The organism is Chryseolinea lacunae (genome assembly GCF_016735595.1).
GTDB classification, from domain to species: domain Bacteria; phylum Bacteroidota; class Bacteroidia; order Cytophagales; family Cyclobacteriaceae; genus Chryseolinea; species Chryseolinea lacunae.
The window spans coordinates 139,411-164,321 of the sequence record NZ_JAERRB010000011.1 but is presented as its reverse complement, the minus strand read 5'-3'; the positions used below and the strand labels follow the sequence as shown (position 1 = coordinate 164,321).

At 53.1% G+C, this 24,911-nt stretch carries 17 protein-coding genes; 8 read left to right on the top strand and 9 right to left on the bottom strand.

Annotation, left to right across the window (positions count from 1 at the left end):
- Positions 1-10 precede the first annotated feature (10 nt).
- Positions 11-3,118: a SusC/RagA family TonB-linked outer membrane protein gene (locus JI741_RS25095; RefSeq protein WP_202014214.1), complete on the bottom strand. Its 3,108-nt coding sequence runs from the start codon at positions 3,116-3,118 to the stop codon at positions 11-13.
- A 445-nt stretch (positions 3,119-3,563) separates the two neighbouring features.
- On the opposite strand from JI741_RS25095, the gene JI741_RS25090 reads away from it, so the two are divergent.
- Both JI741_RS25090 and JI741_RS25085 read left to right on the top strand, forming a co-directional pair.
- Positions 3,564-4,583 carry a LacI family DNA-binding transcriptional regulator gene (locus JI741_RS25090; RefSeq protein ID WP_202014212.1) on the top strand — a complete coding sequence of 340 codons (1,020 nt, stop codon included), beginning with the start codon at positions 3,564-3,566 and terminating at the stop codon, positions 4,581-4,583.
- A 12-nt stretch (positions 4,584-4,595) separates the two neighbouring features.
- On the top strand, positions 4,596-6,764 hold the full coding sequence (locus tag JI741_RS25085; RefSeq protein ID WP_202014210.1) for an alpha-glucuronidase family glycosyl hydrolase: 2,169 nt from the start codon (positions 4,596-4,598) through the stop codon (positions 6,762-6,764).
- Between the two features lie 26 nt (positions 6,765-6,790).
- Here the strand turns inward: JI741_RS25085 and JI741_RS25080 are convergent, their stop codons facing one another.
- From JI741_RS25080 to JI741_RS25070, 3 genes are read right to left on the bottom strand one after another with little or no spacing between them, the layout of a single operon-like run.
- Positions 6,791-7,492, bottom strand: a complete 702-nt coding sequence (locus tag JI741_RS25080; RefSeq protein ID WP_202014208.1) for a hypothetical protein — start codon at positions 7,490-7,492, stop codon at positions 6,791-6,793.
- Between the two features lie 25 nt (positions 7,493-7,517).
- Positions 7,518-9,320, bottom strand: coding sequence for a toxin-antitoxin system YwqK family antitoxin (locus JI741_RS25075; protein ID WP_202014206.1), 1,803 nt, complete (start codon positions 9,318-9,320; stop codon positions 7,518-7,520).
- A gap of 37 nt (positions 9,321-9,357) precedes the next feature.
- Positions 9,358-10,326 (bottom strand): tryptophan 2,3-dioxygenase family protein, encoded by a 969-nt coding sequence (locus JI741_RS25070; protein ID WP_202014204.1) that lies wholly within the window; start codon positions 10,324-10,326, stop codon positions 9,358-9,360.
- Between the two features lie 209 nt (positions 10,327-10,535).
- Between JI741_RS25070 and JI741_RS25065 the strand changes: the two genes are divergently transcribed.
- Positions 10,536-11,759: an acyl-CoA dehydrogenase family protein gene (locus JI741_RS25065; protein ID WP_202014202.1), complete on the top strand. Its 1,224-nt coding sequence runs from the start codon at positions 10,536-10,538 to the stop codon at positions 11,757-11,759.
- Here JI741_RS25065 and JI741_RS25060 read toward each other — a convergent pair.
- A complete protein-coding gene (locus tag JI741_RS25060) occupies positions 11,756-12,835 on the bottom strand; it encodes a DUF1573 domain-containing protein (protein ID WP_202014200.1) in 1,080 nt (359 codons plus the stop codon). The genes JI741_RS25065 and JI741_RS25060 overlap by 4 nt on opposite strands.
- A 73-nt stretch (positions 12,836-12,908) precedes the next feature.
- Here JI741_RS25060 and trpS point away from each other — a divergent pair, with 73 nt between their 5' ends.
- Positions 12,909-13,880, top strand: a complete 972-nt coding sequence (trpS, locus tag JI741_RS25055) for a tryptophan--tRNA ligase (protein WP_202014198.1) — start codon at positions 12,909-12,911, stop codon at positions 13,878-13,880.
- A 188-nt stretch (positions 13,881-14,068) separates the two neighbouring features.
- Here trpS and JI741_RS25050 read toward each other — a convergent pair whose 3' ends face one another.
- Positions 14,069-14,434 (bottom strand): hypothetical protein, encoded by a 366-nt coding sequence (locus JI741_RS25050; protein WP_202014196.1) that lies wholly within the window; start codon positions 14,432-14,434, stop codon positions 14,069-14,071.
- A 338-nt stretch (positions 14,435-14,772) separates the two neighbouring features.
- Here JI741_RS25050 and hppD point away from each other — a divergent pair, with 338 nt between their 5' ends.
- The 3 genes from hppD to JI741_RS25035 all read left to right on the top strand — a co-directional run bounded on the left by hppD (position 14,773) and on the right by JI741_RS25035 (position 18,317).
- Entirely contained in the window at positions 14,773-15,867 is a 1,095-nt protein-coding gene (gene hppD / locus JI741_RS25045; RefSeq protein ID WP_202014194.1) for a 4-hydroxyphenylpyruvate dioxygenase, read from the top strand.
- Between the two features lie 172 nt (positions 15,868-16,039).
- Positions 16,040-17,770: a phospho-sugar mutase gene (locus JI741_RS25040; protein WP_202014192.1), complete on the top strand. Its 1,731-nt coding sequence runs from the start codon at positions 16,040-16,042 to the stop codon at positions 17,768-17,770.
- A 94-nt stretch (positions 17,771-17,864) separates the two neighbouring features.
- Positions 17,865-18,317, top strand: a complete 453-nt coding sequence (locus JI741_RS25035; protein WP_202014190.1) for a DinB family protein — start codon at positions 17,865-17,867, stop codon at positions 18,315-18,317.
- A gap of 691 nt (positions 18,318-19,008) precedes the next feature.
- On the opposite strand, the gene JI741_RS25030 is transcribed toward JI741_RS25035, so the two are convergent.
- The 3 genes from JI741_RS25030 to JI741_RS25020 form a co-directional block, all read right to left on the bottom strand.
- Entirely contained in the window at positions 19,009-20,145 is a 1,137-nt protein-coding gene (locus JI741_RS25030; protein ID WP_202014188.1) for a cellulase family glycosylhydrolase, read from the bottom strand.
- 40 nt (positions 20,146-20,185) lie between these two features.
- Positions 20,186-21,334, bottom strand: a complete 1,149-nt coding sequence (locus JI741_RS25025) for a glycoside hydrolase family 172 protein (RefSeq protein WP_202014185.1) — start codon at positions 21,332-21,334, stop codon at positions 20,186-20,188.
- Positions 21,335-21,412: 78 nt separating this feature from the next.
- Positions 21,413-23,866 (bottom strand): glutaminase family protein, encoded by a 2,454-nt coding sequence (locus tag JI741_RS25020; RefSeq protein WP_202014183.1) that lies wholly within the window; start codon positions 23,864-23,866, stop codon positions 21,413-21,415.
- Positions 23,867-24,269: 403 nt separating this feature from the next.
- On the opposite strand from JI741_RS25020, the gene JI741_RS25015 reads away from it, so the two are divergent.
- A complete protein-coding gene (locus JI741_RS25015; protein ID WP_202014181.1) occupies positions 24,270-24,848 on the top strand; it encodes a helix-turn-helix domain-containing protein in 579 nt (192 codons plus the stop codon).
- The last annotated feature ends 63 nt before the right edge of the window (positions 24,849-24,911 follow it).

Here is a 24,911-nt window from a genome sequence, read left to right as displayed (position 1 = left end):
TGTTAAAGGCTTAGTACTTAATGCTGAGTCCGACAATGAAGGAGCGCGTGAGCGGCGTGTTAGGTTGCACCGTGAGGCGCTGTCCCCATCCGGTTTGCGCGGCCGAACCTCTGCCCGTGGCTTCGGGATCGAGTCCTCCTGCGTCTACATAAGGCGAGAAGAATGCTTTGAACGGATTGTTGGCCGCTACATAGATTCTTACCGAGCTCAGGCCGGTGCGTCCCAACCAGCTGTCGGGAAGTTTGTAGCCGAGGTTGATGCTTCTCACTTTCAGAAACGTAGCATCGAAATAGCCGAGCGTTGAGCCATACTTGTTGTCGTTGCCCAGGCTTGCAGGTTTGGGATAGTCATTGGTAGGGTTGTCGGGTGTCCAGTAGTCAACCTTGGGGCCGTTGCGTCTTCCTTCGAGTGTGCTGATGGGGAAGCTGGGGTTGGATTGATAGAGTGTGCTGACGAGCATCCCTCCTACACGGGCAAACATGACAATGGAAAGGTCGAAGCCTTTATAGGTGAAACGGTTTGTCATGCCACCCTGCCATTTGGGTTGCAGTGAACCTATGATGGTGCGGTCGGCCGGGTCGGCCACACCGTTCGGGTTGATGTCGGCTATTTTGATGTAGCCTGCTTTCGAGCCGTCGAACGCGGCAGCGGCGGTGGCTTCTTCGGTTTGCCAGATGCCGATTTTTTTATAGTCGTAGATCACGTCTACGGGTTGTCCCACAAACCAACCGTTGTTGATGTCTTGTGTGGCGCCGTCGGCCAGGTAGGTAATTTCTTCGCGGTTGCGGAAGTAGTTGAGTTCAGTTGTCCAACCAAACCCTCCGCTGTTTTTGCTTTCGATGTTCACCGAACTCAGGGTCACTTCTATTCCTTTGTTTTCGGTCTTGCCGATGTTCTGCGCATAGGCACCGGGTATGCCGGCGGTGACAGGCAGTGTGCGGTTCTGCAGGATGTCGGAAGTTTTCTGCTGATAGAATTCGATGGAACCGGTGATGCGGTTTCGCAGCAGGCCAAAGTCAAGCCCAATGTTTGCCGTGGTGGTGAACTCCCAGCTCAGGCCCGGGTTGGGCACGTTCTGCACCAACAGACCATAAAGACCGGTAGTGCCAAAATTGTAGGGCACGCGCGTGAGTTGCCCCAGCGACGAATAGGGCGCGATGGCCTGGTTGGATGTTTTGCCGATGCCCAGTCGCAGTTTCAGGTTCGACAGTGCCGTCACGTTTTCCATGAACGTTTCGTTGTGAACATTCCAGGCCAGCGCAGCTGCGGGATAGTAGAACCATTTGTTGCCTTCGGCCAACCGCGACGATCCATCGGCGCGGGCGGTGACGGTGAGGAGATAGCGGTCGTTGTAGTTGTAGTTCACACGACCCATGTAGGAGAGCAGGCCCCAACGTGAGTACGTGCCCGTGGCGCTGTTGAAGGTGTTGGCCAGCGACGGGTTGGTGTATTGCACGGGGTCGGCCAGGATGTCGCTCATGTTAAAGGTACTTGAGCTGTTTTCCAGTTCCTGCACACTGAAGAGGCCCGTGAAATTCAGTTTGTGTTTTTCGGCAAAGGTCTTGTCGTAGATCAACAGGTTTTCGAGCGTGTAGCTCCAGTTGGTTTCGTCGCGGATCTGGGCCGTGCTGATGGCGCCGTTTTGAAACGGTGTGTTGGAGCCGCGATAGTCGCCGAAGGTGTCGGTGAAATAGTCAAGCCCTACGTTGAGCCGGTAGCGTAGCCCTTCGGTGAGTTTCACTTCGCCGTAGAGACTGTTGAAGGTGCGCAGTCTTTTGCGTTGCTGTTTCCAGAGGTCGTTGTTGTAGATGAGCAGTGGGTTGCGTGTAGTGTTGTCTATCGATCCGGTGGCGGGAAGTTCGTTGATGGAGCCGTCGGCGTTGTGTGCTCTGTAGAGCGGGCTCAGGGTGATGACCTGGAACATGGGGTTGGCATTTTCGCCGTCGGTGATGTTCACAGAGTTGAGCGTGTTCAACCCGATCTTGATGCGCTCGCCCACTTTCTGATCGAGTGTGGCGCGCAGCGAATAGCGCGAGAAGGCCTGCCCCGGAAGCACGGTGGTTTCTTTGAAGTAGCCGGCACCGATGGAATATTGTGTGTTCTCCACGCCACCCGAAAGGCCGACGTTGTGGTTGGTGATGAATCCTTTCTTGTATACTTCATCCTGCCAGTCGGTTTGCGTGCCGGCGTTGAACGAAGCTTGTTCGTCGGTGGTGAATCCTTTCAGGGGATCGGCGGCCGTAGCGCCGTTGTAGCCCGAGGCGGTGCGGAATGCAGCATATTCTGGTCCGTTAAACAGTCCGTATTTTTCAATGGCGGAACTCACGCCATAGTAGCCGTCGTAGGTCAGTTGGGGCTTGCCCACTTTTCCACGTTTGGTGGAAATGAGGATGACACCGTTAGATCCGCGTGAGCCGTAAATGGCGGTGGCCGATGCATCTTTCAACACATCGATGGCGGCGATCTCGTCGGGGTTGATGTCGTTGATGGTGCCGCTAAAGGGAATGCCGTCTACCACGATGAGGGGATCATTGTTGCCGGCATCGGCTGCACCCAGGGAGCGAGTGCCACGCACGCGGATCTGCATGCCGGCCCCGGGGCGCGACGATGTGCGATCTAACGTGACGCCTGCTGCGCGGCCCTGCAAGGCCAACCCTACATTTGACGTGGGCACTTCGCGCAGGGTTTGTTCATCTACGCGCACCAAGGCTCCGGTCACATCGCTTTTCTTGGCTGTGCCATAGCCCACCACAACCACTTCGTTGAGGGCCTGAATGTTGGGAGCGAGCGATACGTCGATGGCCGAGCGACCGGCAACGGTTTGTTCCTGACTGTCAAAGCCGATGAACGAAAACACCAGCACCGGATTTTGAGCGGACTCGGGAATGCTCAGCACATAGCGGCCATCTGCATCCGTTGTGGTGCCCGTGGTTGAATTCTTGAGCAGCACGTTCACGCCGGGCATGCCAACGCCTTCGTTGTCGATCACTTTACCCGACACGTTGTTCTGAGCCTGCGCGGTGTGCGCCAGCAGGAGGAAATGGAGCGGCACGCCCCAGCGACACATCCGTCGCAACCACGCCAGGCCAATTGAAAATAGTAGACTTTTCTGTTTCATAAGTATAGGGTTTAGAATGATTGCAAACGATTGCATAACTATAGCAAACAGCTTCTCATCCCGGCCTCACAGAAAGCGGTAGCGGCAAAATCTCCGGCGAAAAGAAACAATGAGAAGACTAATGTCCGCGATTGCCTATAATATTGCAACCGATTGCAAAAATATCTTCAAATACTATCGTAAATCGATTAAAATGATCATAATTGTAATGCAACCGATATCATTATTCACTCCTTTAATAGCGACTTACGAATAGATGCTGGGAACGAGGACAAAGGGGAGGTCGAGGATTTTATAGTGCCTCTGCCGGCTGGGCAGGAGGGCACAACCAGCCATATCCTTTGATTCATGATGAAAAACAATGTTGGGGGGTTGAGCAACGGGGAGATTGATTCGGATTGGGCATTCCATAACTTTCACAAAAAAGGATTTTTGTTTCGCACACATGAGTAAGCAGATCACCATATACGATATCGCAGAAGCACTTCAGCTTTCGCCGGCCACCGTGAGCCGGGGGCTGAAAGATCATCCGGCCATCCGGAAGGATACGCGCAAGCGCATCGTCGACAAAGCCCGGGAGATGGGCTATCAGCAAAACCACTTTGCCAGCAACCTGCGCAAAAGCAAAAGCAACACCATCGGCGTCATTGTGCCGAGGCTCAATAGTTACTTTATGGCGTCGGTCATTTCGGGGATGGAGAAGGTGGCGAATGCGGCCGGCTACAACCTCATCATCAGCCAGTCGATCGAGTCGAAGGAAAAAGAATTCACGAATGTGAAGACGCTTTACGACAGCCGTGTGGATGGCCTGCTGGTGTCGCTGGCCTATGACACAGAAGATATTTCGCACTTCGACCTGTTTCTGGCCAAAGGCATTCCGCTCATTTTCTTTGACCGCGTGTTTGAGCATCCGCAGTGCACCAGCATTGTGATCGACAATTTCAAGGCCGGCTATGAAGTGACGCAACACCTTATTGACCAGGGGTGCAAACGTATTGCTCACGTGACGGGCAACATCATGCGCAATGTGTATAGCGACCGTCTGCGTGGCTACAAGCAGGCGCTTGCCAACGCAGGCCTGCCCTTCGATGAGGCCTTGGTGTATTATTGCAACCTCAGCGAACAGGCCGGCGCCGAAGCCGCCAGTCACCTGCTGGCACTCCCCCACCCGCCCGACGGAGTTTTTTGTACCAACGACACCACCGCCGTCAACTGCATGCGCGTGTTGAAGCAAGCGGGCATCCGCATTCCCGAACAAATTGCTGTGGCTGGCTTCAACAACGATCCGCTGTCGAAAGTAATTGAGCCTAACCTCACCACCCTGAACTATCCCGGACAGGAAATGGGCGAGCTCGCTGCCGCCACGCTCATCCGCAAGCTCGACCGGAATGAGGGCAGCAGCATCAACACTTTGGTGCTTCGTCACGACCTTATTGTCAGGGAATCGTCGCTTCGAAAAAAATAACCTCGCCGCTCTATGTCATCACTCACCCGCGTTTGTTTTGTTCTTTGTCTTTCGCTCAGCGTTTGTGTTTCAGGCTTTGCTGACGATGGTTACGAGCTTTGGCTTTCCTATCGCCCTCTTGCAGATGCTACGGTGGTGAAACGCTACAAGGCTGCGCTTCAAACGCTGGTTACGGAATATGAGTCGCCCACCCTAACCCTGGCGACCCATGAAATAACGCGCGCCACTGCAGGCCTGTTAAAGACATCGCTTGTGCGTGCAAAGACACCTGCACAAGGATCTCTCCTGCTCGGCACGCCACGACAATCGCCGCTCATCGCGTCGTTAAATCTCGCCTCCCTGGCCACCCTGGGCGACGAAGGTTTTGTGATTGTGAACACCACGGTGAAAGGCAAACCGTGCATTGTTATTGCCGCCAACACCGATGTGGGTATGTTGTATGGAACGTTTCATTTCATCCGCCTGCTGCAAACACAACAGTCCATCCAAAACCTGTCTGTTGCGCAGGCGCCGGTCATTCAACGACGCATTCTTAATCACTGGGATAATCTTGACCGCACGGTGGAGCGTGGCTATGCCGGTTTTTCGCTGTGGGATTGGCACAAGCTTCCCGACTATATCGATCCCCGCTATCACGCCTATGCGCGCGCCAATGCGTCCATCGGCATCAACGGCACGGTGCTCACCAATGTGAATGCCAATGCCCAAATTCTCACGGAACCTTACCTCCGCAAAGTGAAAGCATTGGCCGACGTTTTCCGTCCCTATGGCTTGAAGGTTTATCTCACGGCACGGTTCAGTGCGCCGGTGGAAATTGGGGGATTGTCTACAGCCGACCCGTTAGACCCGGCAGTGAAGGCATGGTGGAAAAAGAAGATCGACGAGATCTATACCTATGTGCCCGACTTTGGCGGCTTTTGTGTGAAGGCAAATTCAGAAGGACAACCCGGCCCCCAAAACTATAACCGCTCACACGCCGACGGCGCAAACCTCTTTGCCGAAATGCTCGCGCCCCACGGGGGCATTGTGATGTGGCGCGCGTTTGTGTACAGCAACGAAACCCCCGACGACCGCGCGAAGCAAGCCTATACCGAATTCAAACCACTCGACGGCAAGTTCAACAGCAACGCACTGGTGCAAGTGAAAAACGGCGCCATCGACTTTCAGCCACGCGAACCGTTTCATCCGCTGTTTGGCGCGATGCCCAAGACGCCGCTGATGCTGGAGTTTCAGTTAACGCAGGAGTATCTCGGTTTTGCCACGCACCTCGTCTACCTCGCGCCCCTCTTCAAGGAAACCCTCGACGCCGACACGTATGCGAAAGGCAAGGGCTCGCAGGTGTCGAAGGTTGTTGACGGGTCGCTGGATCATCACACCGTGTCGGCCATGGCCGGTGTGGCCAACATTGGCAACGACCGGAACTGGTGCGGGCATCCGTTTGGGCAGGCCAACTGGTATGCGTATGGACGCCTGGCGTGGAACCATGCCCTGACTGCTGAAGCGATCGCCGACGAATGGATTCGCATGACGTTTTCGAATGATCCTTCGGTGATAACACCGGTGAAGGCAATGATGCTGTCGTCGCGCGAAATTGCTGTGCAGTATATGACGCCGCTGGGCCTGCATCACATTATGGGATACAATCATCACTATGGCCCCGGACCGTGGATCAGAGACAAGCCTCGTGCCGACTGGACGTCGGTTTATTATCATCAGGCCGACAGCCTTGGCGTTGGGTTTGACCGGACAAAAACCGGAAGCGATGCGCTCTCGCAATATGCACAGCCGGTTCAGGATTTGTATGGGCCGTTAGCGAACTGTCCCGAAAAATATCTGCTATGGTTTCACCACCTGCCGTGGGATCACAAATTGAAGTCAGGAAAATCGTTGTGGGATGAGATCTGTTTTGCCTACTATCACGGCGCCGACTCTGCACGCTGGATGCAGCAACAATGGAACCTGACGGAACACAAAGTGGATGACGAACAATTTCAACACGTGAAGAGCCTGTTGGCCATTCAGCACCAGGAGGCGGTGTGGTGGCGTAATGCTTGTGTGGTCTATTTCCAAACGTTCTCTCGACAGCCTATTCCTGCGGGGTTGGAGAAGCCAGATCACACACTGCCATATTATGAAGGGCTGGAGTTTCCATTTGCACCGGGCATACGGCCGAAGTGGTGAGTGTCGCTTGCGAAAATGAAGCGTACCTACTTTTTCTTCTCCACTTCATAGACACCGTTCATTCCCAACACGCCATATTTATCGAAGGCTTTTTTGCCGGTGAGGGTTCGGACGGTGAGCTTGGACAGATCCTGTTTGCTCAGGTCTTTTTGAAATTCGCGGTTCACTTTATGGCTCTTCAACACAAGACCATAGCCGTCGACCTTGTCTATCCGCTGCTTGTAATGTTTTCCATTCAATACATAGAGCATGTACTTGTCCGAGATGCTATTTTTATCCACATATGTAAGACCCGATACGCAGTCGTATAAATTCTTCTCGCGAATCACAAATTTCGCGGCAAGCAAACGTTTCACCACAATTAAGTCGGGCGGCTTTGCCGGTGTGAAGGTTATAGTGTCGTTTATAACCTTGTGGGTTGGTGGGCCGGGGGAGTTTCGCATGCTAACGACCGAAAACGTGATCGTGTCGTTTACCATCTTATAGTGCAGCAAGATTTCGGACGGATATCGCACACCCGCCATGGCCTCACCGTGATTTAATCCTTCGAACTTGAGCGAACAGTTTCCAGGAGTTTTAAAGGTCAGGTAGTGAAGTTTGATATGTTCTTCCCGAACCGTTCTGTAGGTACCATTGATGATCTGGGCCTGGGTTGTGCAGAGACTGAAAACAAGAACACCACTGAGTATTATTTTCGTCGTGGTGAGTCGCAGGCAAAGTTTCATCATACGAGGTTATGCGTGGCGGCTTGTTTTACTTAAACGAAAACACATTCCCCAAATTAAGTCCCACGTGCACGCTCTTTGAAAAGGGAGATTGTTTGAGGTCGGCAAAATAGGATGAAAAGTTGGGGTCCACATCGAAGCCGCGATAGCCGATGTCGCCGGAGATGAAGGCGTCGATGGTGAAGCCGGTGGCGTTGTTGCGTTTCATGATGCGGTAGCCCAGCATGGCTCCCCACTCGATGCGTTGCTCCACGGCGTTGAAGGTGAAGATGTCGTCGGGGTTTTGGCTGTTCACCTGTTTCATGTTCACGAAGTGGCCCAGGTTGGTGAAGCGTATCTCCTGACCAAAATACCACATGCCTGCTTTCAGAGGATTGTAGAACTTTTGTTTGATGGCGATGCTGTAGCCGCGCTCGAAACGCTTGCCGGGTGTGATGCTGCCGTCGGCCACAAAGAAGGGACTTCGGATGCCGATGAATTCAAATTCGTGACCGATGCGTTCCTGAATGTAGAACTCCAATCCGAGCGGTATCCGGCCCGTGGCGAGCCACACGGGGTTGGTTCCAAAGATCACGCCCTGAAATTCGTTGAAGCGCGAATCGAAGTATCCGAACCTGCGTGATGCAGCCTGTCCTTTCTTCACCGTTCCCTTCTTGTTGGCCAGTGTGGCAATTTCCTGACTCAGTTTTTGATCGTCGTAGAAAGGACGGTAGTAGCCCGATAGTTTTCCGTCTTTTTCGTAGATCTCCCATGTGCCGGTTTTCAAATCGTCTTCCAGTGTTCCTTTGGTTTGGAGGTTGCCGCTGGGATAGTAGCCATAGTAGGTGCCTTTGCCTTTGTCGTATTCGCAGGTGCCTTCTTTCTTGCCGTCTTCATAATAGAACTCCCACTTGCCCTGGCGCTTTTCGTCTACCAGGTTGCCGCGCACTTTCAGTTTGCCGCTGGGGTAATATTCTTTGTATTCGCCCGTGCCTTTGGCATAGGTCACTTCGCTTTTCAGTTTGCCCGCGGCGTCGAGTGTTTTCCAGTAGCCGTCTTTTTTGCCGTTTTGAAATTCACCTTGCGAGCGCACGGTGCCGTCTTCATAGAGGTATTGCCAGCTGCCGTTAGGGTCGTCGTTGTTGAACACGCCTTTGGAGGCCACTTTGCCCGAGGGATAGTAGGATGTCCAGGTGCCGTTCTTTTTTCCGTTGTCGAAGTCGCCTTCGTTCTGCAGTGTTCCGTCTTCGGCATAGTAGCGCCAGAGGCCCACGTTCTTTGTGCCACTGCGCGGACCTTCGCCGTATATTTTTCCGGAGTGATAATATTCCGTGTAGCGCCCAAAGTCGTCGACGTATTCTATTTCGCCTTTGAGGGGACCGTCTTCAAAATAGGTTTTCCAGCGGCCGATGTGTTTGCCCGATTTGTATTCGCCGGTTTCTTTGAGCTGCCCGGTTTCGTAGTAGGTTTTCCATTCACCTTCGCGGTTCTTTCCGTAGATGATGCCCTCCATGCTTTTGCGGCCGCTCTCGAAAAAATACTCCCACATGCCATAGTTGGCGCCTTTAAAAAGGATGCCGCGCATTTTGAGGTTGCCGGTTTCATAATAGAATTCCCACACACCCGATGTTTCGTTGTTGGTGAACTGTCCTTTCGATTCGATCTTGCCGCTGAGGAAGTAGGAAATGTAGTGGCCGTTCAACACGTTCTTGAGCGTGTCTTTGACCTGGTAGACTTCTTTGAGGTGTTTGCGTTCGGCGTCGTGATAGGTTTGCCGGGTGATGCCCTGGCCACAAACGCGCAAGCCGACGCCCGCAAGGAGGAGGATAATTATCGTTGTAAAAATTCTCAAAGCCAGCGCGTTAGTCCCTGGCAAAGGTAGCAATTATTCAGGGTTTATGAATCAGTTCCATGGGATTGCTCACGAAGGCGGCTTTGCCCCAATCGTCCTTTTCTTCGGGCGACCACAATTCGGGGAAAAACATGATTTTCTGGAATCGCGGAGGCAGGAACTTCTGCCAGTTGGTGCCCCCGGTGGCCTTGATGTCTTCGGTGTTTTTGTGCAGGTAGTGACCGGCCGCCTTGAGGTGGGCCAGCGGCCAAAGCACGTTGGCCAGGGTGTCGAATTCGCGGAGGGCCGAAATGACTTCGGGGCTGTGGGGGAAATATTTGAGGTAGCGTTTGCGCACGTTTTTGTCGCGGAATTTCATGCCGGTGCTTTTGAACCAGGCCATGTATTTCTCTTCAAACTGCTGGAGTGTCAACGTCTTTTTGCCGGTGGCCAGCTCGGTGGCTCCGCTGCGCCAATAGAGTTTTTCAAGCTGCGAGTCGATGTCGCTGTATTCGTTCACGGCTTCGCGCTCCGACACGTTCACGAGGTTGATCATGTCGGTGCTGCAAATTTCGATGAGGCGGTATTGGGCCGATTGAAAGCCGCTGGCTGGCAGCAGCGACATGCGGAACTTGAGAAACTGCTCTTTCTCCATGCCTTCCACCATGATGGAAAACGATTCCTTGAGCTGGTGAAAATAGCGGTTCACGCGCTTGAGCCGCGCCACAAAGAATGTTTCGTCCACGGTTTCGCGGTTGGCCAGTTGTTCCAGCTCGTGCAGGATGAGGTTGAAGTATAGTTCGGTGATCTGGTGATAGACGATGAACACCTTCTCGTCGGCAAAGTGCGTTTTGGGGGTTTGAAGGCTCAGCAGGGTGTCGAGGTGAATATAGTCCCAGTAGGTTAAATAGTCGGAATAGAGCAATCCGTCGAGGTATGAGGACAGGTCCTGACCCATCACGTTGTATTTGGCCTGAAGTTTTTTCAACTGTTCCAGAAGGGAAGGATCCACCGCGTTGTCGGCCATGTGCTTGAGATAAGAATGTAAATTACTTGTGTAAATTTGTCCCGAAAGTTAAAAACAAAAAGATTACCGGAGCGAACCCCAGGCTTCAAAAACAACGGAAGGGAGACGGAAAAAGTTGATGCGAACACCGGTTTCGCCGGCAAAGCACAGCGCATCCCAAGCCCGGGCCTGTTTTTATCCACCACGCGCATTAACCAAACTGAATTCATATGTCAACCCAGAACGGCAAGGAAGCAACCCAAACCAAGAAATCGCTGAAGCAAGATGTGTATGAGCAACCCGACTTTTACGCCATCGACGACCTGCTGACGGAAGAACACAAGCTGATCCGCAGTGCCATCCGCGATTTTGTGAAACGCGACATCTCGCCCTACATCGAAGACTGGGCACAACGCGCACACTTCCCCTATGAGATTGTGAAAAAGTTTGGCGACATCGGCGCCTTTGGACCCACCGTGCCCACCGAATATGGCGGCGGCGGTCTTGACTATATTTCCTACGGCATCATCATGCAGGAGATTGAACGCGGCGATTCGGGCATGCGCTCTACCGCGTCGGTGCAAGGCTCGCTGGTGATGTATCCCATCTACAAATTCGGTTCGGAAGCACAACGCAAGAAATACCTGCCCAAGCTGGCTTCGGGTGAGTGGCTCGGCTGCTTTGGATTGACAGAACCCGACCACGGCTCCAACCCCTCGGGCATGGTGACCAACTTCAAAGACATGGGCGACCACTATCTGCTGAACGGCGCCAAGATGTGGATCTCCAACTCACCCCGCGCCGATGTGGCCGTGGTGTGGGCCAAAGACGAAAGCGGCCGCATTCACGGCCTCATTGTAGAGCGTGGCATGGAAGGTTTTTCCACGCCCGAAACACACGGCAAGTGGTCGCTGCGGGCCAGCGCAACGGGCGAGCTGGTGTTCGACAACGTGAAGGTTCCCAAAGAAAATCTGTTGCCCGGCAAGAGCGGCCTCGGTGCACCCATGATGTGCCTCGACTCGGCACGCTACGGCATTGCGTGGGGCGCCATCGGCGCAGCCATGGACTGCTATGAATCGGCACGTCGCTATGCCGCCGAACGTGTGCAGTTTGGCAAACCCATCGCATCCTTTCAACTCGTACAAAAGAAGCTGGCCGAAATGCTCACCGAGATCACCAAAGCACAGTTGCTGAACTGGCGCCTGGGTGTGCTCATGAACGAAGGCAAAGCGTCCACCCCACAGATATCGCTCGCAAAACGCAACAACGTGCACGTAGCATTAGAGATTGCACGCGAAGCCCGCCAGATACACGGCGGCATGGGCATCACCGGAGAGTATCCCATGATGCGTCACATGATGAACCTGGAGTCGGTGGTGACCTACGAAGGCACACACGACATTCACTTGCTCATTCTCGGAAATAACATTACAGGAATACCCGCCTTCTCTTAGTCCTCAACGTAGGCTGAGAAGGTGATGCGCTGCACAGGGTTCTGTGGATCGTTGGAATAGACGGTCACAGACTTCTGCTGCGTGCCCTTGCGCTCAAGCGGGTTGAAGGCGATGCGTATGGTGCTGCTCTCGCCGGGCTTCAGCGTGGTCTTTTTTGCGGAAGCCGATATGCACGAGCAATTGCCCTGCACCGATTTGATGGCCAGTTCTTTTTTGCCCGCATTGAACAGTTGCACCTCGCGCTCGGTGGTGGCATTGGGTTGCACACGGCCAAAGTCGAGGCTGGTGGCTTGCAGGCGCAGTTGGGGTGCTTTGGCAAGCTCTTCGGGTTTCAGGTCGGGAAATTGATCTTCGAGGGTGGCATAGACCGAGAATGACTTTGCGCTGCCTTGCTCGTCGTCGGTGAAGAGTTCGATGTTGTCGGATTGAAAGCCGTATTGTCCTTTCATCTTGCCGTTATAGCTGATCTTGATGTTTCCTTTTTCGCCGGGGTGAAGCACTTTGGGCGATATATCCACTTTGATGTAGGCCGGTCCCACAAATTTGCCGGAGTAGGCAATGTCCTTGGTGCCGCCGTTCACAAACACAAAATCGCGAATGGTGAACTCGTCTTTCACATACACTTTGCCCATGTTGAACGAGCCTGATTTCAGTTTCCAGCTGCCGTTGGAGACCTGATAGTCGGTGTTCACGCCGTCGCCTTCCACGGCCACCTGGCCTTTGATCTGGAGGATAATGGGATTGGAATCGGCATCGGTGGTGACGGTGAGCGACTTGTTGAAATAGCCGGGGCGTCCTTTGGGGTTATAGCTGGCCTGGATGAAGCCGGTTTTGCCGGGGCCTACGGGTTCTTTCGACCATGCCGGCGTGGTGCATCCGCACGAAGCCTGCACCGACAGTATTTTGATGAAGCGGCCGGTGGTGTTGGTGAACAGGAACTCATGGGTGACAGGGCCTCCCTCCTCCTTCACAGACCCGAAATCGAACAATTCCTCGCGGAACTGAACCGGCCGGGCCATCTGACCAAAAGAAACAACAACGGCAAAAAGGAAAAAGACGCTTAGGGATACCCGCATGATGCTCATTATTTTATCTACGCAAATTTAAAACTAATTCAGTTCAGCTTTATTTTATTTTCTTTGCAAAACTATGTCAAGAATCTTAACCGGCATTCAGAGCAGCGGCCGCCCGCATTTGGGCAATTTGCTGGGAGCCATCATCCCGGCCATCGAGCTGTCGAAAGCGCCTGGCAACGAGTCGTTTTTTTTCATCGCCGACCTCCACTCGCTCATCACCATCAAAGACACCGAAACACGCACCAACAATGTGCAGGCTGTGGCCGCCGCCTGGCTCGCATTCGGGTTTGATACAGAGAAAAACTACCTCTACCGTCAGTCGCGCATCCCCGAGGTGTGCGAGCTCACGTGGTATCTCAGCTGTCTCACGCCGTTTCCCATGCTGGCCAATGCGCATTCGTTCAAAGACAAATCCGAAAAACTGTCGGATGTGAACGCCGGCTTGTTCACCTATCCCGTGCTGATGACGGCCGACATCATTCTCTACGATGCACACTATGTGCCCGTCGGAAAAGATCAGCGTCAGCACCTGGAGATTGCCCGCGACATTGCCACGGCATTCAACAATGTGTATGGCGAAACGTTTGTGATTCCCGAAGCCAAGATCGAAGAAAGTGTGATGACCGTGCCCGGCACCGACGGCCAGAAGATGAGCAAGTCGTATGGCAACATCATCGACATCTTCCTTCCGGAGAAAGAATTGCTGAAGCAGCTCAAGACCATCAAGACCGACAGCAAAGGGCTTGAAGACCCCAAAGATCCCGACACCGACAATGTGTTTGCCCTCTACAAACTGCTAGCCACTCCGGAGCAAACGTTGGCCATGCGACAGAAATATCGCGCGGGCAACTATGGCTACGGCCATGCCAAGCAGGAATTGCTGGAGGTGATTCTCACCAAGTTCGCCAAAGAACGCGAAGCCTTTAACTACTACATGAGCAACCTGGAGGCGCTGGAGCAGAAACTCGAAGAAGGAGAAGCCAAGGCCCGCAACGTGGCGTTTGCCGTGCTGGACCGGGTGCGCAAAAAGCTAGGAACAAAATAAGGAACAGGGCCGCGCAGCACGTTCGTGTTAGCGCGGTCCGTTTTCTCTTCATATTTCTCGAACAGACCCTATTTAGGTTATCCCTTGTGCTTCCTTAAAAAGCAAAGCTTTAGCATACTGACACCTGAAGGTCAGTTCGATGCAGGCCCAATGCTGTTGTAAATGGGAATAGTCGTCCGGGGAGGTTCTTATGCTTTCTCAGCGCTCCACACTACTTGTTGTTTGTCTTTGCCAAGGGCCAGAACAATGCGGGTGGGACCTGCATACAACACGAGGCGTGTGTCTTTGCCGGGCAGCTTGTCGATGTCTACGGGAATGCCGGCGCCGAGGTAGGCAATGGCCGTGAGCACATCGTTATCAGGACAGAATTCGTCGTGCACGTTTTGGAAGGCTTCCTCCAGATAGTCGCCATACTCATCCTGAAAGTCGTCTTCCAGGTCGTGCAATTGGTCTTCCAGGTCGTCGTATTTCGGGTTGTTATAGTCTAACTTTTCCAGTTCTCCCCGCTTTGCAACAATTTCCTGAAGGGCCTGGTCGAGTGCTTTCGTGTCCATAAGTGATATTTTCCGTAAAGATTGAAGAATTCGTGGAAATACAAAAATGGAGTTGAGAACATCGGCCGGTAGATCCCGACGCTTTCTGCGCCCCTAATGCCTCTATCATGCCTGTGACTTGCCTCCGTCCTGCCGGTATCATGCCTTAGACCCAACTCCAGGGCATGTCCTGCCGGAAGTGAAGGGAAACTACGTCCATAAAATTTGGTGAGGTCGACGTTTTTTGCGGGGTGGGCCGAAGAATCGTTCTTCAAATCGCGCTTTGCAGAATGTCCTTCGCAATGCGGGTGCGGGAGTTGGGGATACGTTAATTTTGGGAGACTTAAAACGATTGTTCTATGACGGAAGATTTTCTGCCGCTGCTCGGCACCGACCATGTGGAGATGTATGTGGGCAATGCCAAGCAAGCCGCGTTGTTCTATCAACACTGTCTTGGCTTTCAACTGGTGGCCTATGCTGGTCCCGAAACCGGTGTGCGCGATCGTGCATCGTATGTGTTGCAGCAGAACAAGATCCGTATCGTACTCACCACATCGTTGCAACAGGACTCTCCTATCGCCGACCACGTGCGCAAGCATGGCGACGGTGTGAAGGTGCTGGCGCTGTGGGTGGATGATGCGCGCAAGTCGTTTATCGAAACTACGTCGCGTGGCGCAGAAGCCGTGCACGAACCTCGTGTGCTGAGCGATGAGTTTGGCGACGTGGTGATGGCGTCGATCAAGACCTATGGTGAAACGCTGCACACTTTTGTGGAGCGTAAAAATTATAAGGGCCCGTTCCTTCCCGGCTACAAACCCCGCAAAGGATTTATTGAAGCACAGCCCATCGGCTTGCTGCACATCGACCATTGTGTGGGCAATGTTGAACTGGGACAGATGAACCGGTGGGTGAAATTTTATGAAGACGTGATGGGCTTCAAGCTCATGGTCACGTTTGACGATGCCGACATTTCTACGGAATACAGCGCGCTCATGTCGAAGGTGGTTTCCAATGGCAACGGCTATGTGAAGTTCCCCATCAACGAGCCGGCTTCGGGAAAAAAGAAATCGCAGATCGAAGAATACCTCGACTTCTACAACGGTCCCGGTGTGCAACACATTGCCATCGCCACCGACGACATCATCTATACCGTGGCCGAGCTGCGCCGCCGTGGTGTGGAGTTCCTTTACGTGCCCGACAACTATTATAGCGATGTGATGGATCGCGTGGGCACCATCAGCGAAGACCTCAACGAGCTGAAGAAGCTCAACATCCTGATCGATCGCGACGAGGAAGGCTACCTGCTTCAGATCTTCACCAAGCCCCTGCAAGACCGCCCCACGGTGTTCTTCGAAATCATTGAGCGCAATGGGGCCAAGTCGTTTGGCAAAGGTAATTTCAAGGCGCTCTTCGAGTCGATCGAGCGCGAGCAGGAGCTACGGGGAAATCTTTAGAGCTTCCTCCCCTTTCTGTTCACACAAGCAAAAGGCGTCAACCTGAACCGTTCGGGTTGTCGCCTTTTGCCTGCATGGCGCGGTCGTCCATCCCAGGTTAACGGTACGTTCACACAGTAATTAGGAAAAATTCCTACTTTTGGCGCGTATCACCTTATTTTAAAATACCTGAATGAACGACCTTCTGGAAAGCGTGCGCACAAAAGCACAAACCTGGCTCGACAGCCCCGCCATTGACGATGCAACCAAGGCTGACGTGAAAGCCCTTTTGGCAAAACCCGATTCGAAAGAACTCATCGACAACTTCTACAAAGATCTTGAATTTGGCACAGGCGGTTTGCGCGGCATCATGGGCGCCGGCTCCAACTGCATGAACAAATACACCGTGGGTGTGGCCACCCAGGGACTTGCCAACTACCTGAACAAAACATTCCCCGGCAAAAAAATCTCCCTCGCCATCGCGCACGACAGCCGCAACAACAGCCGCTTCTTTGCCGAAGTGGCCGCCGGCGTGTTGTCGGCCAACGGCATCGACGTGCACATGTTTGCAGAACTGCGTCCCACACCGCTGTTGTCGTTTGCCATTCGTTATCTCAATTGCCAGTCGGGCATCGTCATCACGGCGTCGCACAATCCGAAAGAATACAACGGCTACAAAGCTTACTGGACGGGTGGTGCACAGGTTGTGCCGCCGCACGACAAGAACATCATCACAGAAGTGAATGCCATCACGTCGTTTGAGCAAGTGCGCTTCCAGGCCGACGCTTCGCGCATCCACACCATTGGCCCCGAAGTGGAGAAGGCGTATTATGAAGAAGTGAAAAAACTTATTCCCAACAAGGAAGTCATTGCCCGTCACCATAACATTCCGTTGGTCTACACCAGCATTCACGGCGCCGGCATCACGATGGTGCCCGAGTGTTTGAAACAAATCGGGTTCACCAACATTCAATTGGTAGACGAACAGAAAGTGCCCGATGGAAATTTCCCCACGGTGCCCTCGCCCAACCCCGAAGAAAAGTCGGCCATGGAAATGGTGATCGCCAAAGGCAAAGCCGTGAACGCCACCATGGTGATGGCCACCGACCCCGACACCGACCGCGTAGGCATTGGCGTGCGCAAGGCCGACGGCGAATTTATTTTGCTGAATGGCAACCAGGCGTTCTGCCTCATGATGTATTTCATTCTCAAAAATCAAAAAGACAAAAACAACGCCTACATCGCGAAGACCATCGTGACCTCCGAACTGGTGGACACCATGGCGAAGCAACTGGGCATTGCGTGCTATAACACCCTGACCGGTTTCAAATACATTGCCGAACTGATGGGCAAGCTCGAAGGCAAACAACGTTTCATTGCCGCCGGCGAAGAAAGCTATGGCTACATGGTGGGCGACTTCGTGCGCGACAAGGATGCCGTTTCGGCGTGTGCCTTCTTTGCCGCCATGGCCGCCAGCGCCACCGACGAAAACAAGTCGATGTATGACTGGCTCATCGACATGTATGTTGACTTCGGTTTCTACAAAGAAGCCCTCGTGAACGTGACCAAGAAAGGACAGCAGGGCGAACAGGAGATCAAAGCGCTGATGGAAAAATTCCGCAGCAACCCTCCCGCCGAAATCACCGGCAGCAAAGTGGAACGCCTCCTCGACTACAAGACACTCAGCGAAAAGAACCTCATCACCGGCGCCACCTCCACGCTCGACTTCCCCAACTCTGACGTGTTGCAATTCTATCTGCAAGACGGCAGCAAGCTGTCGGTGCGGCCTTCGGGCACAGAACCAAAAATAAAATTCTATGTAAGCGTGCATGCCCCGCTGAAGTCGAAAGAAGACTTTGCCAAGGTGAATGCCACCCTGGATGAGAAGATCAAACAGCTGGAAGCCTACCTGCTTTCGGTCTAAGGTTTTTAAATTGCCGGAACACAAGCAACGAAAGATCATCTTTCAACCCTTGTGTTCCGGCAATTCAACTTTTGTCTGATAAAAAATCACGGTTATGAATCCCCTGCTCCTCTCCCTCCACAAAATCTTCGCCCGCGACCTCGCCAAGCTCGAAGAAGAAATCAAACAATATCCCACAGAGGAATCGTTGTGGAACATCAGCGGGGCCATCAAAAATCCTGGTGGCAATCTTTGTCTTCATTTGTGTGGCAATCTTCAGAACTATATCGGCGCCGTGCTGGGCAACACGGGTTATGTGAGAAATCGGGATCTTGAATTTTCTGCCAGGAACATTGCACGTAAGGACCTGCTGGCAGAGATTCAGAAAACACGGCAAGCTGTTTCTTCCACGCTTGAAAAAATGGATCCCGCTGTTCTCGAACAGGAATATCCCGCGCCGGTGTTTGACTATCCGATGACTACGTCTTATTTTCTTATTCACCTGTCTGCGCATTTGGGATATCATTTGGGACAGGTGAATTATCATAGAAGGTTGAGTGTGGAATAGGTGCACTTCATTTCACCAGGCAAATCTTAATGAAAATCGGCGTGCATTACAGGTAGCTCCTAACAGAGCTCAATCGCTTCCTTTCACGCTTTTTCTATAGACAGGATGCTCCTACAGGAGCAAACGCAAAAGTTTCCGCTCCGTCAGGAGCATCCTGTATATAGAAAATCATATTCAAGATATTAGACTCCGATAGGAGTCACCTGACTTCCAACGAGCTAATGCTCATCCGAACACGCACGCTGTTTCCTTTCACGTTGTTCTATACACCGGATGCTCCTACCGGAGCAAAACGCTAAAGTCTCCGCTCCGTCAGGAGCATCCTGTCTATAGAAAATCCGAATCAGGATATTCAGACTCCGATAGGAGTCACCTGATTCTGATGCTGCATGGCTCTACGGGCAACACCATTCGAAGGCGTGCCGTTGCTGATGGCAAACTGCGCTGCGATGTTGGATGCATCTCCGTATATCTTGACACAAAACAAAAAAAGCGCAACGTCCGTGAACGAACGTTGCGCTTTCTATTTGTGTGTCCTCTATTTCTTTCCCGTAAGGGGTTTTAACGTCACTTCTTCCTTTCTCGGCGTCCAAGCCAAGTCTCCTGCCTCAGGGACTTGGCGTTGCATTGTGGACCACGTCGTTCAAAGACGCGCAGTCCCCGATGGGAGACTGCGCTGCGACACGTTAAACTATTTCTTTCCCGTGAGTGATTTTATCAACGCTACTTCTTCTTTCTTGTAGGGGGTTCCGTCTTTGCGGAAGATTTCGTGGAACCAGACTTTGGGTTCTTTGCCGTTGGGCATGGGGTCACTCCAGGCATAGATGGTGTTTGTTTTGCCGGCTACGAGGCCCCAGTTGTAGGCGCCGATGTTTTCGGCTTTCAGCAGGGGCATGATGTTTTCGAAGCGGCTGCCGCGGGTGCGGGCCATGTATTCGGTGCAGATCAGCGGGCGGCCATAGGTGCGCAGGCTGTCGATCCACGACTTGTGGTCTTTTTCGTCGGCGTAGTTGTGATAGGTGGTCACGTCGGAGTTGTTCAGTTGGTAGTTGTTGAGGTCTACCAGGTCTTTGCGCCACACGCCCGACGACAGCGGTTGTGAGGGATTTACTTCGCGTGCCCACAGGAAGGTTTTCTCCAGCAAGGGCAGCGACTTGTTGCCGTAGTTGCTGTTGCCGGGTTCGTTGTAGAGATCCCAAAGCACAATGCGTTTGTCGTCTTTGAAGGTGGTGAGCACGTCTTTCACGTAGCGTTCCAGAGTGGCCAGCTGCGTGCTGTCGAAGGTGGTGAACGTGGTGTCCGTGAACACCTTGTTGCCGGGGTCGCGAACCCAGCCGGAGTTGTGGATGCCAGTTTTGGGTGCGGGTTGTTTGCCGGCTTCGTAGGATGGGTTCCAGCAGTCGTCGAAGAACACGAACAGCGTGGAGATGTGATGTTTGTCGGCAATGGTGAGGTAGGTGTTCACGCGGTCCTTGAAGCCCGCGGGGTCCACTTCCCACGCGAGGTGGTGGAGGTAGACGCGCATGGAGTTGAGGCCGATCGACTCAGCCCAACCCAGCTCGCGGCTGATGGTGGTGGTGTCGAACGATTCGGCTTGCCACATCTCCAGCTGGTTGATGGCCGAGCTCGGAATGAAGTCGCTGCCGCGCAGCCATCCCCATTGTTTATACCACTCGTTGGCTTGCTCCTTGCTCCATATCTCACGAACGGCTTTCACCGTGTCGACCGCCGCCGTGGTTTCGGCCGGCTTTTCTTTTTTCGCGCACGATAGCAACACGGCTGCGAAGCACAGTGCTATGAGAGACGTTGTTTTGAACATTGACTTCATGTTGACTTTTATAGTTGGTTTTGGTAATTGTTTCTTACGCTCAGTTCACTTCCAAATCATTCTTCGCCGGCAGTTTCGGAAACGACGCATGGGGTTCGGCCTGATACCAATAGACCACCGCGCTGATGTCGGACTGCTGTGGCAGGTAGCGGCCTTCGCTGCGCCATCCCAAATCCTGAATGGTGATCTTCAATTCTTTTTCGAAGCGAATGGGGTCCATGATGTGCCAGCGATACAAGCCAAAGCGCTGCTGCGTGGTGTACAAGCCGTCGGGGCGAATGACCTGGTGCAGGCCGGTGTAGGCCGTGGAGAATTCCTGGTATTGATGGGTCTTCTTGTTTTCAAAATTGTAGGAGCCGCAGAAATAATCTTCGGTGCCGGTGCCGGCAATGGTGGGAAACTTGCTGTCGCCATCCATAAAGAATTTGATTTCACCTTCGCCCCACCAGCCGTTGTTGTTCACACCCCAGGCCATGTATGTTCCCACATAGTGGCCTTTCCCTTTGATGCCGTCGATGAGGGTGAAGAGCGATCCCTTGGTGGGATTGTTTCTTCTGAATTGTGCGTGCAGATAGGCCGCGTCGGCAGGCACATCGGTGAGTGTGTAGTCCACCTGGTAGTAGAGGCTCATGCGCTCGGCGCCGATGTTCTCCATGGTGATTCTGCACTTCTTGCGGAAGGGCATGGTCCAGTAGCAGTTGAATGCACTGCCGGGGTTGACGGTGACGGGCAGCGAATTGAGGTGCGCATACTCACCCCATCCCATGCCAAAGAAGTCTCCCACCGGCACTTCCACCGAAGGCTCTTTCTCATCGTCCCAATAGAAACGAAGAATCGAATAGCGCCAGTTTCCGGTGGGTGTCATCCAGATGTGTTGGATGGCACCGGGGCCGGTGATCTCGCCCAGGGTGAATGTTTGCCCGGGTTCGATGAGCACAAAGGGATTCACCTTCCAACCTTGACCCAGGTCGCGCGCTGCATTGCGGGCGTTGCCCTGTTCGAGGGTGGCGGCGCCGCCTTTGCCCGGCTCGCCTGTAAAGTTTTCGGGACTGATGGAACGTGTCTTCGCGTTGGACATCCGGTAGAGATTGCCCAGGTTCATGTCGAGTCCGTTGAAGTTTGCCGGCGACTGCGCCAGGGTGGCCGTTGCCAGCAAAGAGCATACACAAAAGAAGAGCAGGTTTTTCATACGCATGAGGTTGTGGTTTGTTCTAAGATAATTAATCCGGCGTTCTCAGCTGTTCTGTACACTCCTGTATCCCCTGTGTTATTTGTCAAGCATTTTAATGAAGTATCCACCCACCACGCTGCGCGCCTGGAAGCCTACTTGTCGGCCGTCGGTGGTTTCGTGCCAGTCGCAGAGGGGCACGCGTGTCGGGGTTTCGGTGGCATAGGTGTAGATCGGTTTGATCAAGGCTTCAAAGTCGCTGCGGTTGTCGGCCAACGTTGACGTCCACACAATCCAATCGGACTTTGTGTAGGTCTTGCGGCTGTCGAGGGGAATGCCAAAGGTGTTTTGTTTGGTGAGGTAGTATTTTATTTCCTTCGCGTACACGTCTTTCGGAAACAACGACAGGCCCAGCAGTTTGTCCCACACCAGGTTGTACTTCTGACTCCACGTGCCGGGTTGTCCAAAGGCCAGGGTGTAGTGGTCGCCATCGTCGGCCATGGTCATCCATTTTTGTGCGAAGGCTTTTGCCAGGGCGCTGTATTTTGCTGCGGCCTCTTTCTCGCCAAGTTTGTCGGCCAGTTGCGCGTAGGCACCAATGCCCACAATGGCTTTCACAGAGAGGTTTGCGTTGCGCGCAAGGTGACCTGCAAAGTCGTCGGTGCACAGTTGGTTGGCGGGATCAAAGCCGTCGTTCTCCAGGAACTTCACCCATTGGGTCAGGGTGGTCCAGTGCTTGCGGGCATACTCCGCGTTGCCCTCGGCTTTCGCGATGGCAGCGGTGAGAATGATCATGTTGCCCGATTCTTCTACCGGCATGTCTTCGCCATACGTTTGCCCATTGGCCAGCGGATAGGTGCCAAGGTCGTGAGCAGCAAACGGTTTGGTCCATTTGCCGGATTCGCTATAATAGAAAATTCCATTCAGCATGCCCTTCAGCAGATCGGGATTGTAGAGCAGGAAAAGCGGAGCCGATGGATAGGTAACATCAACCGTGTTGATGGAACCATTGCTGAAGTTTTCTTTTGACAGAAAAAGTATGTCACCTTGCGGACTCTTCACCAACTGATGCGCGGCAATGGATTGACGATAGGCCAGCGCACAAAGTTTGGCATATTCTTCACCACCCGCTTTCAGCGCTTCGGCATACATCTTTTCATCGAATGCCTTGCAGGCCGATTGAATGGCTTTATAGTCTTTCGATGCTTTGGCTACAACGTCCTGAATAGACGCGCCATCTTTGCTCCACCAGGCTTTCAGATTTTGATTGAAGTATTGGATGGCCTCGCGATCGTCATAGGCAAGCATCAGGGTTTTGTCTACGGCGGTGTTGCCAATGGTGCCGAGGTCGTAGTAGGTATTCATCCATACGCTGGTGCCGTTCGCTTGTGTTTTGCCGGGAGCAACTTTGCCACTGCTAAAATTCTTCAGTGTTTCTTCTACGCTGCCGAGGGTTTGCACGGGTTTGTCGCTGTCGGTGGCCACCACATAAGCATAGCCCCAATCGATGCGCACATCGTCGCCTTTGCGTTTCAAAACCGGTTGCTCCACGGTTCCAGCTTTCAGCCATTGAAAGCCGCCTTCGCTTTTTCGTTCGGCCAGCACCGGTTGCTTCGCCGTGTTCACGGCCAGATCGGACGAGGCACTGAAGTTAAGTTGCACGGTGTGCGGCTTGCCATCCGTAGCGCGCGTGCTCATGCTCACGTAGGTGACGGGGCGGGCCAGCAGATCAAGGTCGCTCATCAAAAGCGGGGAAAGGAAGGTGAGGTCGAGTGCCACGGGTCCGCATTGCAATGTGTATTTGGTTTGGGTGGCCGTGATGCGCACGGCGGTTTGCACGGCCGGTGTCAGTCCTTTGGGCACCACCTGGCGCGCCAAGCCGGCGTCTATCCACGCGTTGCCACGGGGGTTGATGCAATGCATGGCCAGCACGTTACGGCCTTTCACCAGTTTGCTTTTCACGGCGTCGCTGAGTTTGTAGGGTCTGTAGTCGCCCACGTAGCAGTCTACACAGCTATACGCCAGTTCGCCGTTGATATACACTTCCACATCGTCGTCGTGGCGAAGTTGGAGGATCAGTTGTTCGAGGGAGCCTGTGTCTTTAAACTCAAATGTTCGGCGCACCCAGATTTCTTTTGATGTCCACACGGTGGCGGGGTTTCCTTCGGGTGTTCCGAAGGGCGCGGTGCCTTTTTTCCAGGAGGCGTCGTTGAAGGATGACTGCATCCAGTCGGCTCCCGGCTTGTCTTCGGTGTACTGACAGGCATATGGTTTTTCCTCACCCGTGGGCAGCAGGGTTTGCGCGGGATATTCGGGTTGCCCGAGAAACGCGTAGGTTTTGCCATCTACTTTGATGAGGCCCAGCAGGGGATTTGCTTTGCCCGTCCAGTGACGAGTAACGCTTTCGTTTAGTTTATCGGTGAACGACCAGATGCTGAAGTAGGGATTGTGTGTCACCAACGGATAGGCCGGAGCTTTATCAGCTTGCGCAAACAAGGCAACGGTTGGGGCTACACAACAGAAAAGAACACTAGTGAATTTCAAAAAACGCATAGGGTTTATGGTTAGGGGAAGAGGATCTATGGCAATCTTACTTTTTTCGGGTAAGTATCGAAGGCATTCTACAGCAATGTAGGGGTAAATGGCAAAAAAACGATGCCGGTAACGTTGTCGAATGACGGCCTGGAATGATGGGCAAAGGCGCAAAAATGCCATTCCAACGTCTCCTGCCCATAGTTTCGGCGGCACCCGACATGTTACGCCGACATTAAACTTTGCCCGTGGAAATGAAAATTTGGTGAAGCGTTTTGCACATAACCCAGCGTCGCCTTCGATTCCGTTGCCAGAGAAACGAATCGTCATTAACATTCATTTAATGCGTTGTCACCGCCGGTTGGGGCACCTCCCATTTCTTTTCCATTTCATTTATGTTTACCCGAAGTAAACCTACCCCCTCATGATCGACAACGAAGTAGTGACCCGCATTGCCCAAAAGATTCGCAGCACACGGCTCGAAAAAAATCTGACCATTCAGCAACTGGCCACGCGCACACACGTGAGCAAAGGCCTGCTGTCGAAGATCGAAAACTCGCGTACCATTCCTTCGCTTCCCGTTTTCATCACGCTCATTCAGTCGCTGGAGATTTCGCTGAAGGAATTTTTTCAGGACATGGTGTTGATGCACGGCAAAGACTACCTGTTTGTGAAGAAGGGCGACTATCGCAACATGGAACGCGAACGCCGCGAGGGTTTCAACTATCACTACATCCTTTCCCAAACCATTCCACACTGCACCATGGAGGCACTGATCCTCACGCTAGAGCCCGGCGCCAAAGGCAGAACCGTACCCACTGAAGGTTTTGCCTTCAAGCACATCCTGGCCGGCACGTGCGACTATCAGATCCACGACGAAACGTTTACCATGGAAGAAGGCGATTCACTTTATCTCGACGCCTCTGTGCCTCACCTGCCGCTCAACAAAACACGCAAGAACGCCGTGATGCTGGTGGTCTATTTCATTTTACCGAAAGGATAATTTCACGCATACTAAAAAAGGCCCGGGCTTTGTCCAACGATGGATGTAGCCCGGGCCTTTTGA

Coding starts and splice junctions, on each gene's coding strand:
- JI741_RS25050 (WP_202014196.1), bottom strand. CDS start 14,434: ATGGACACGAAAGCACTCGACCAGGCCCTTCAGGAAATTGTTGCAAAG.
- JI741_RS25020 (WP_202014183.1), bottom strand. CDS start 23,866: ATGCGTTTTTTGAAATTCACTAGTGTTCTTTTCTGTTGTGTAGCCCCA.
- JI741_RS25065 (WP_202014202.1), top strand. CDS start 10,536: ATGTCAACCCAGAACGGCAAGGAAGCAACCCAAACCAAGAAATCGCTG.
- trpS (WP_202014198.1), top strand. CDS start 12,909: ATGTCAAGAATCTTAACCGGCATTCAGAGCAGCGGCCGCCCGCATTTG.
- JI741_RS25085 (WP_202014210.1), top strand. CDS start 4,596: ATGTCATCACTCACCCGCGTTTGTTTTGTTCTTTGTCTTTCGCTCAGC.
- JI741_RS25030 (WP_202014188.1), bottom strand. CDS start 20,145: ATGAAGTCAATGTTCAAAACAACGTCTCTCATAGCACTGTGCTTCGCA.
- JI741_RS25080 (WP_202014208.1), bottom strand. CDS start 7,492: ATGATGAAACTTTGCCTGCGACTCACCACGACGAAAATAATACTCAGT.
- JI741_RS25070 (WP_202014204.1), bottom strand. CDS start 10,326: ATGGCCGACAACGCGGTGGATCCTTCCCTTCTGGAACAGTTGAAAAAA.
- JI741_RS25095 (WP_202014214.1), bottom strand. CDS start 3,118: ATGAAACAGAAAAGTCTACTATTTTCAATTGGCCTGGCGTGGTTGCGA.
- JI741_RS25015 (WP_202014181.1), top strand. CDS start 24,270: ATGATCGACAACGAAGTAGTGACCCGCATTGCCCAAAAGATTCGCAGC.
- hppD (WP_202014194.1), top strand. CDS start 14,773: ATGACGGAAGATTTTCTGCCGCTGCTCGGCACCGACCATGTGGAGATG.
- JI741_RS25090 (WP_202014212.1), top strand. CDS start 3,564: ATGAGTAAGCAGATCACCATATACGATATCGCAGAAGCACTTCAGCTT.
- JI741_RS25040 (WP_202014192.1), top strand. CDS start 16,040: ATGAACGACCTTCTGGAAAGCGTGCGCACAAAAGCACAAACCTGGCTC.
- JI741_RS25025 (WP_202014185.1), bottom strand. CDS start 21,334: ATGAAAAACCTGCTCTTCTTTTGTGTATGCTCTTTGCTGGCAACGGCC.
- JI741_RS25035 (WP_202014190.1), top strand. CDS start 17,865: ATGAATCCCCTGCTCCTCTCCCTCCACAAAATCTTCGCCCGCGACCTC.
- JI741_RS25060 (WP_202014200.1), bottom strand. CDS start 12,835: ATGCGGGTATCCCTAAGCGTCTTTTTCCTTTTTGCCGTTGTTGTTTCT.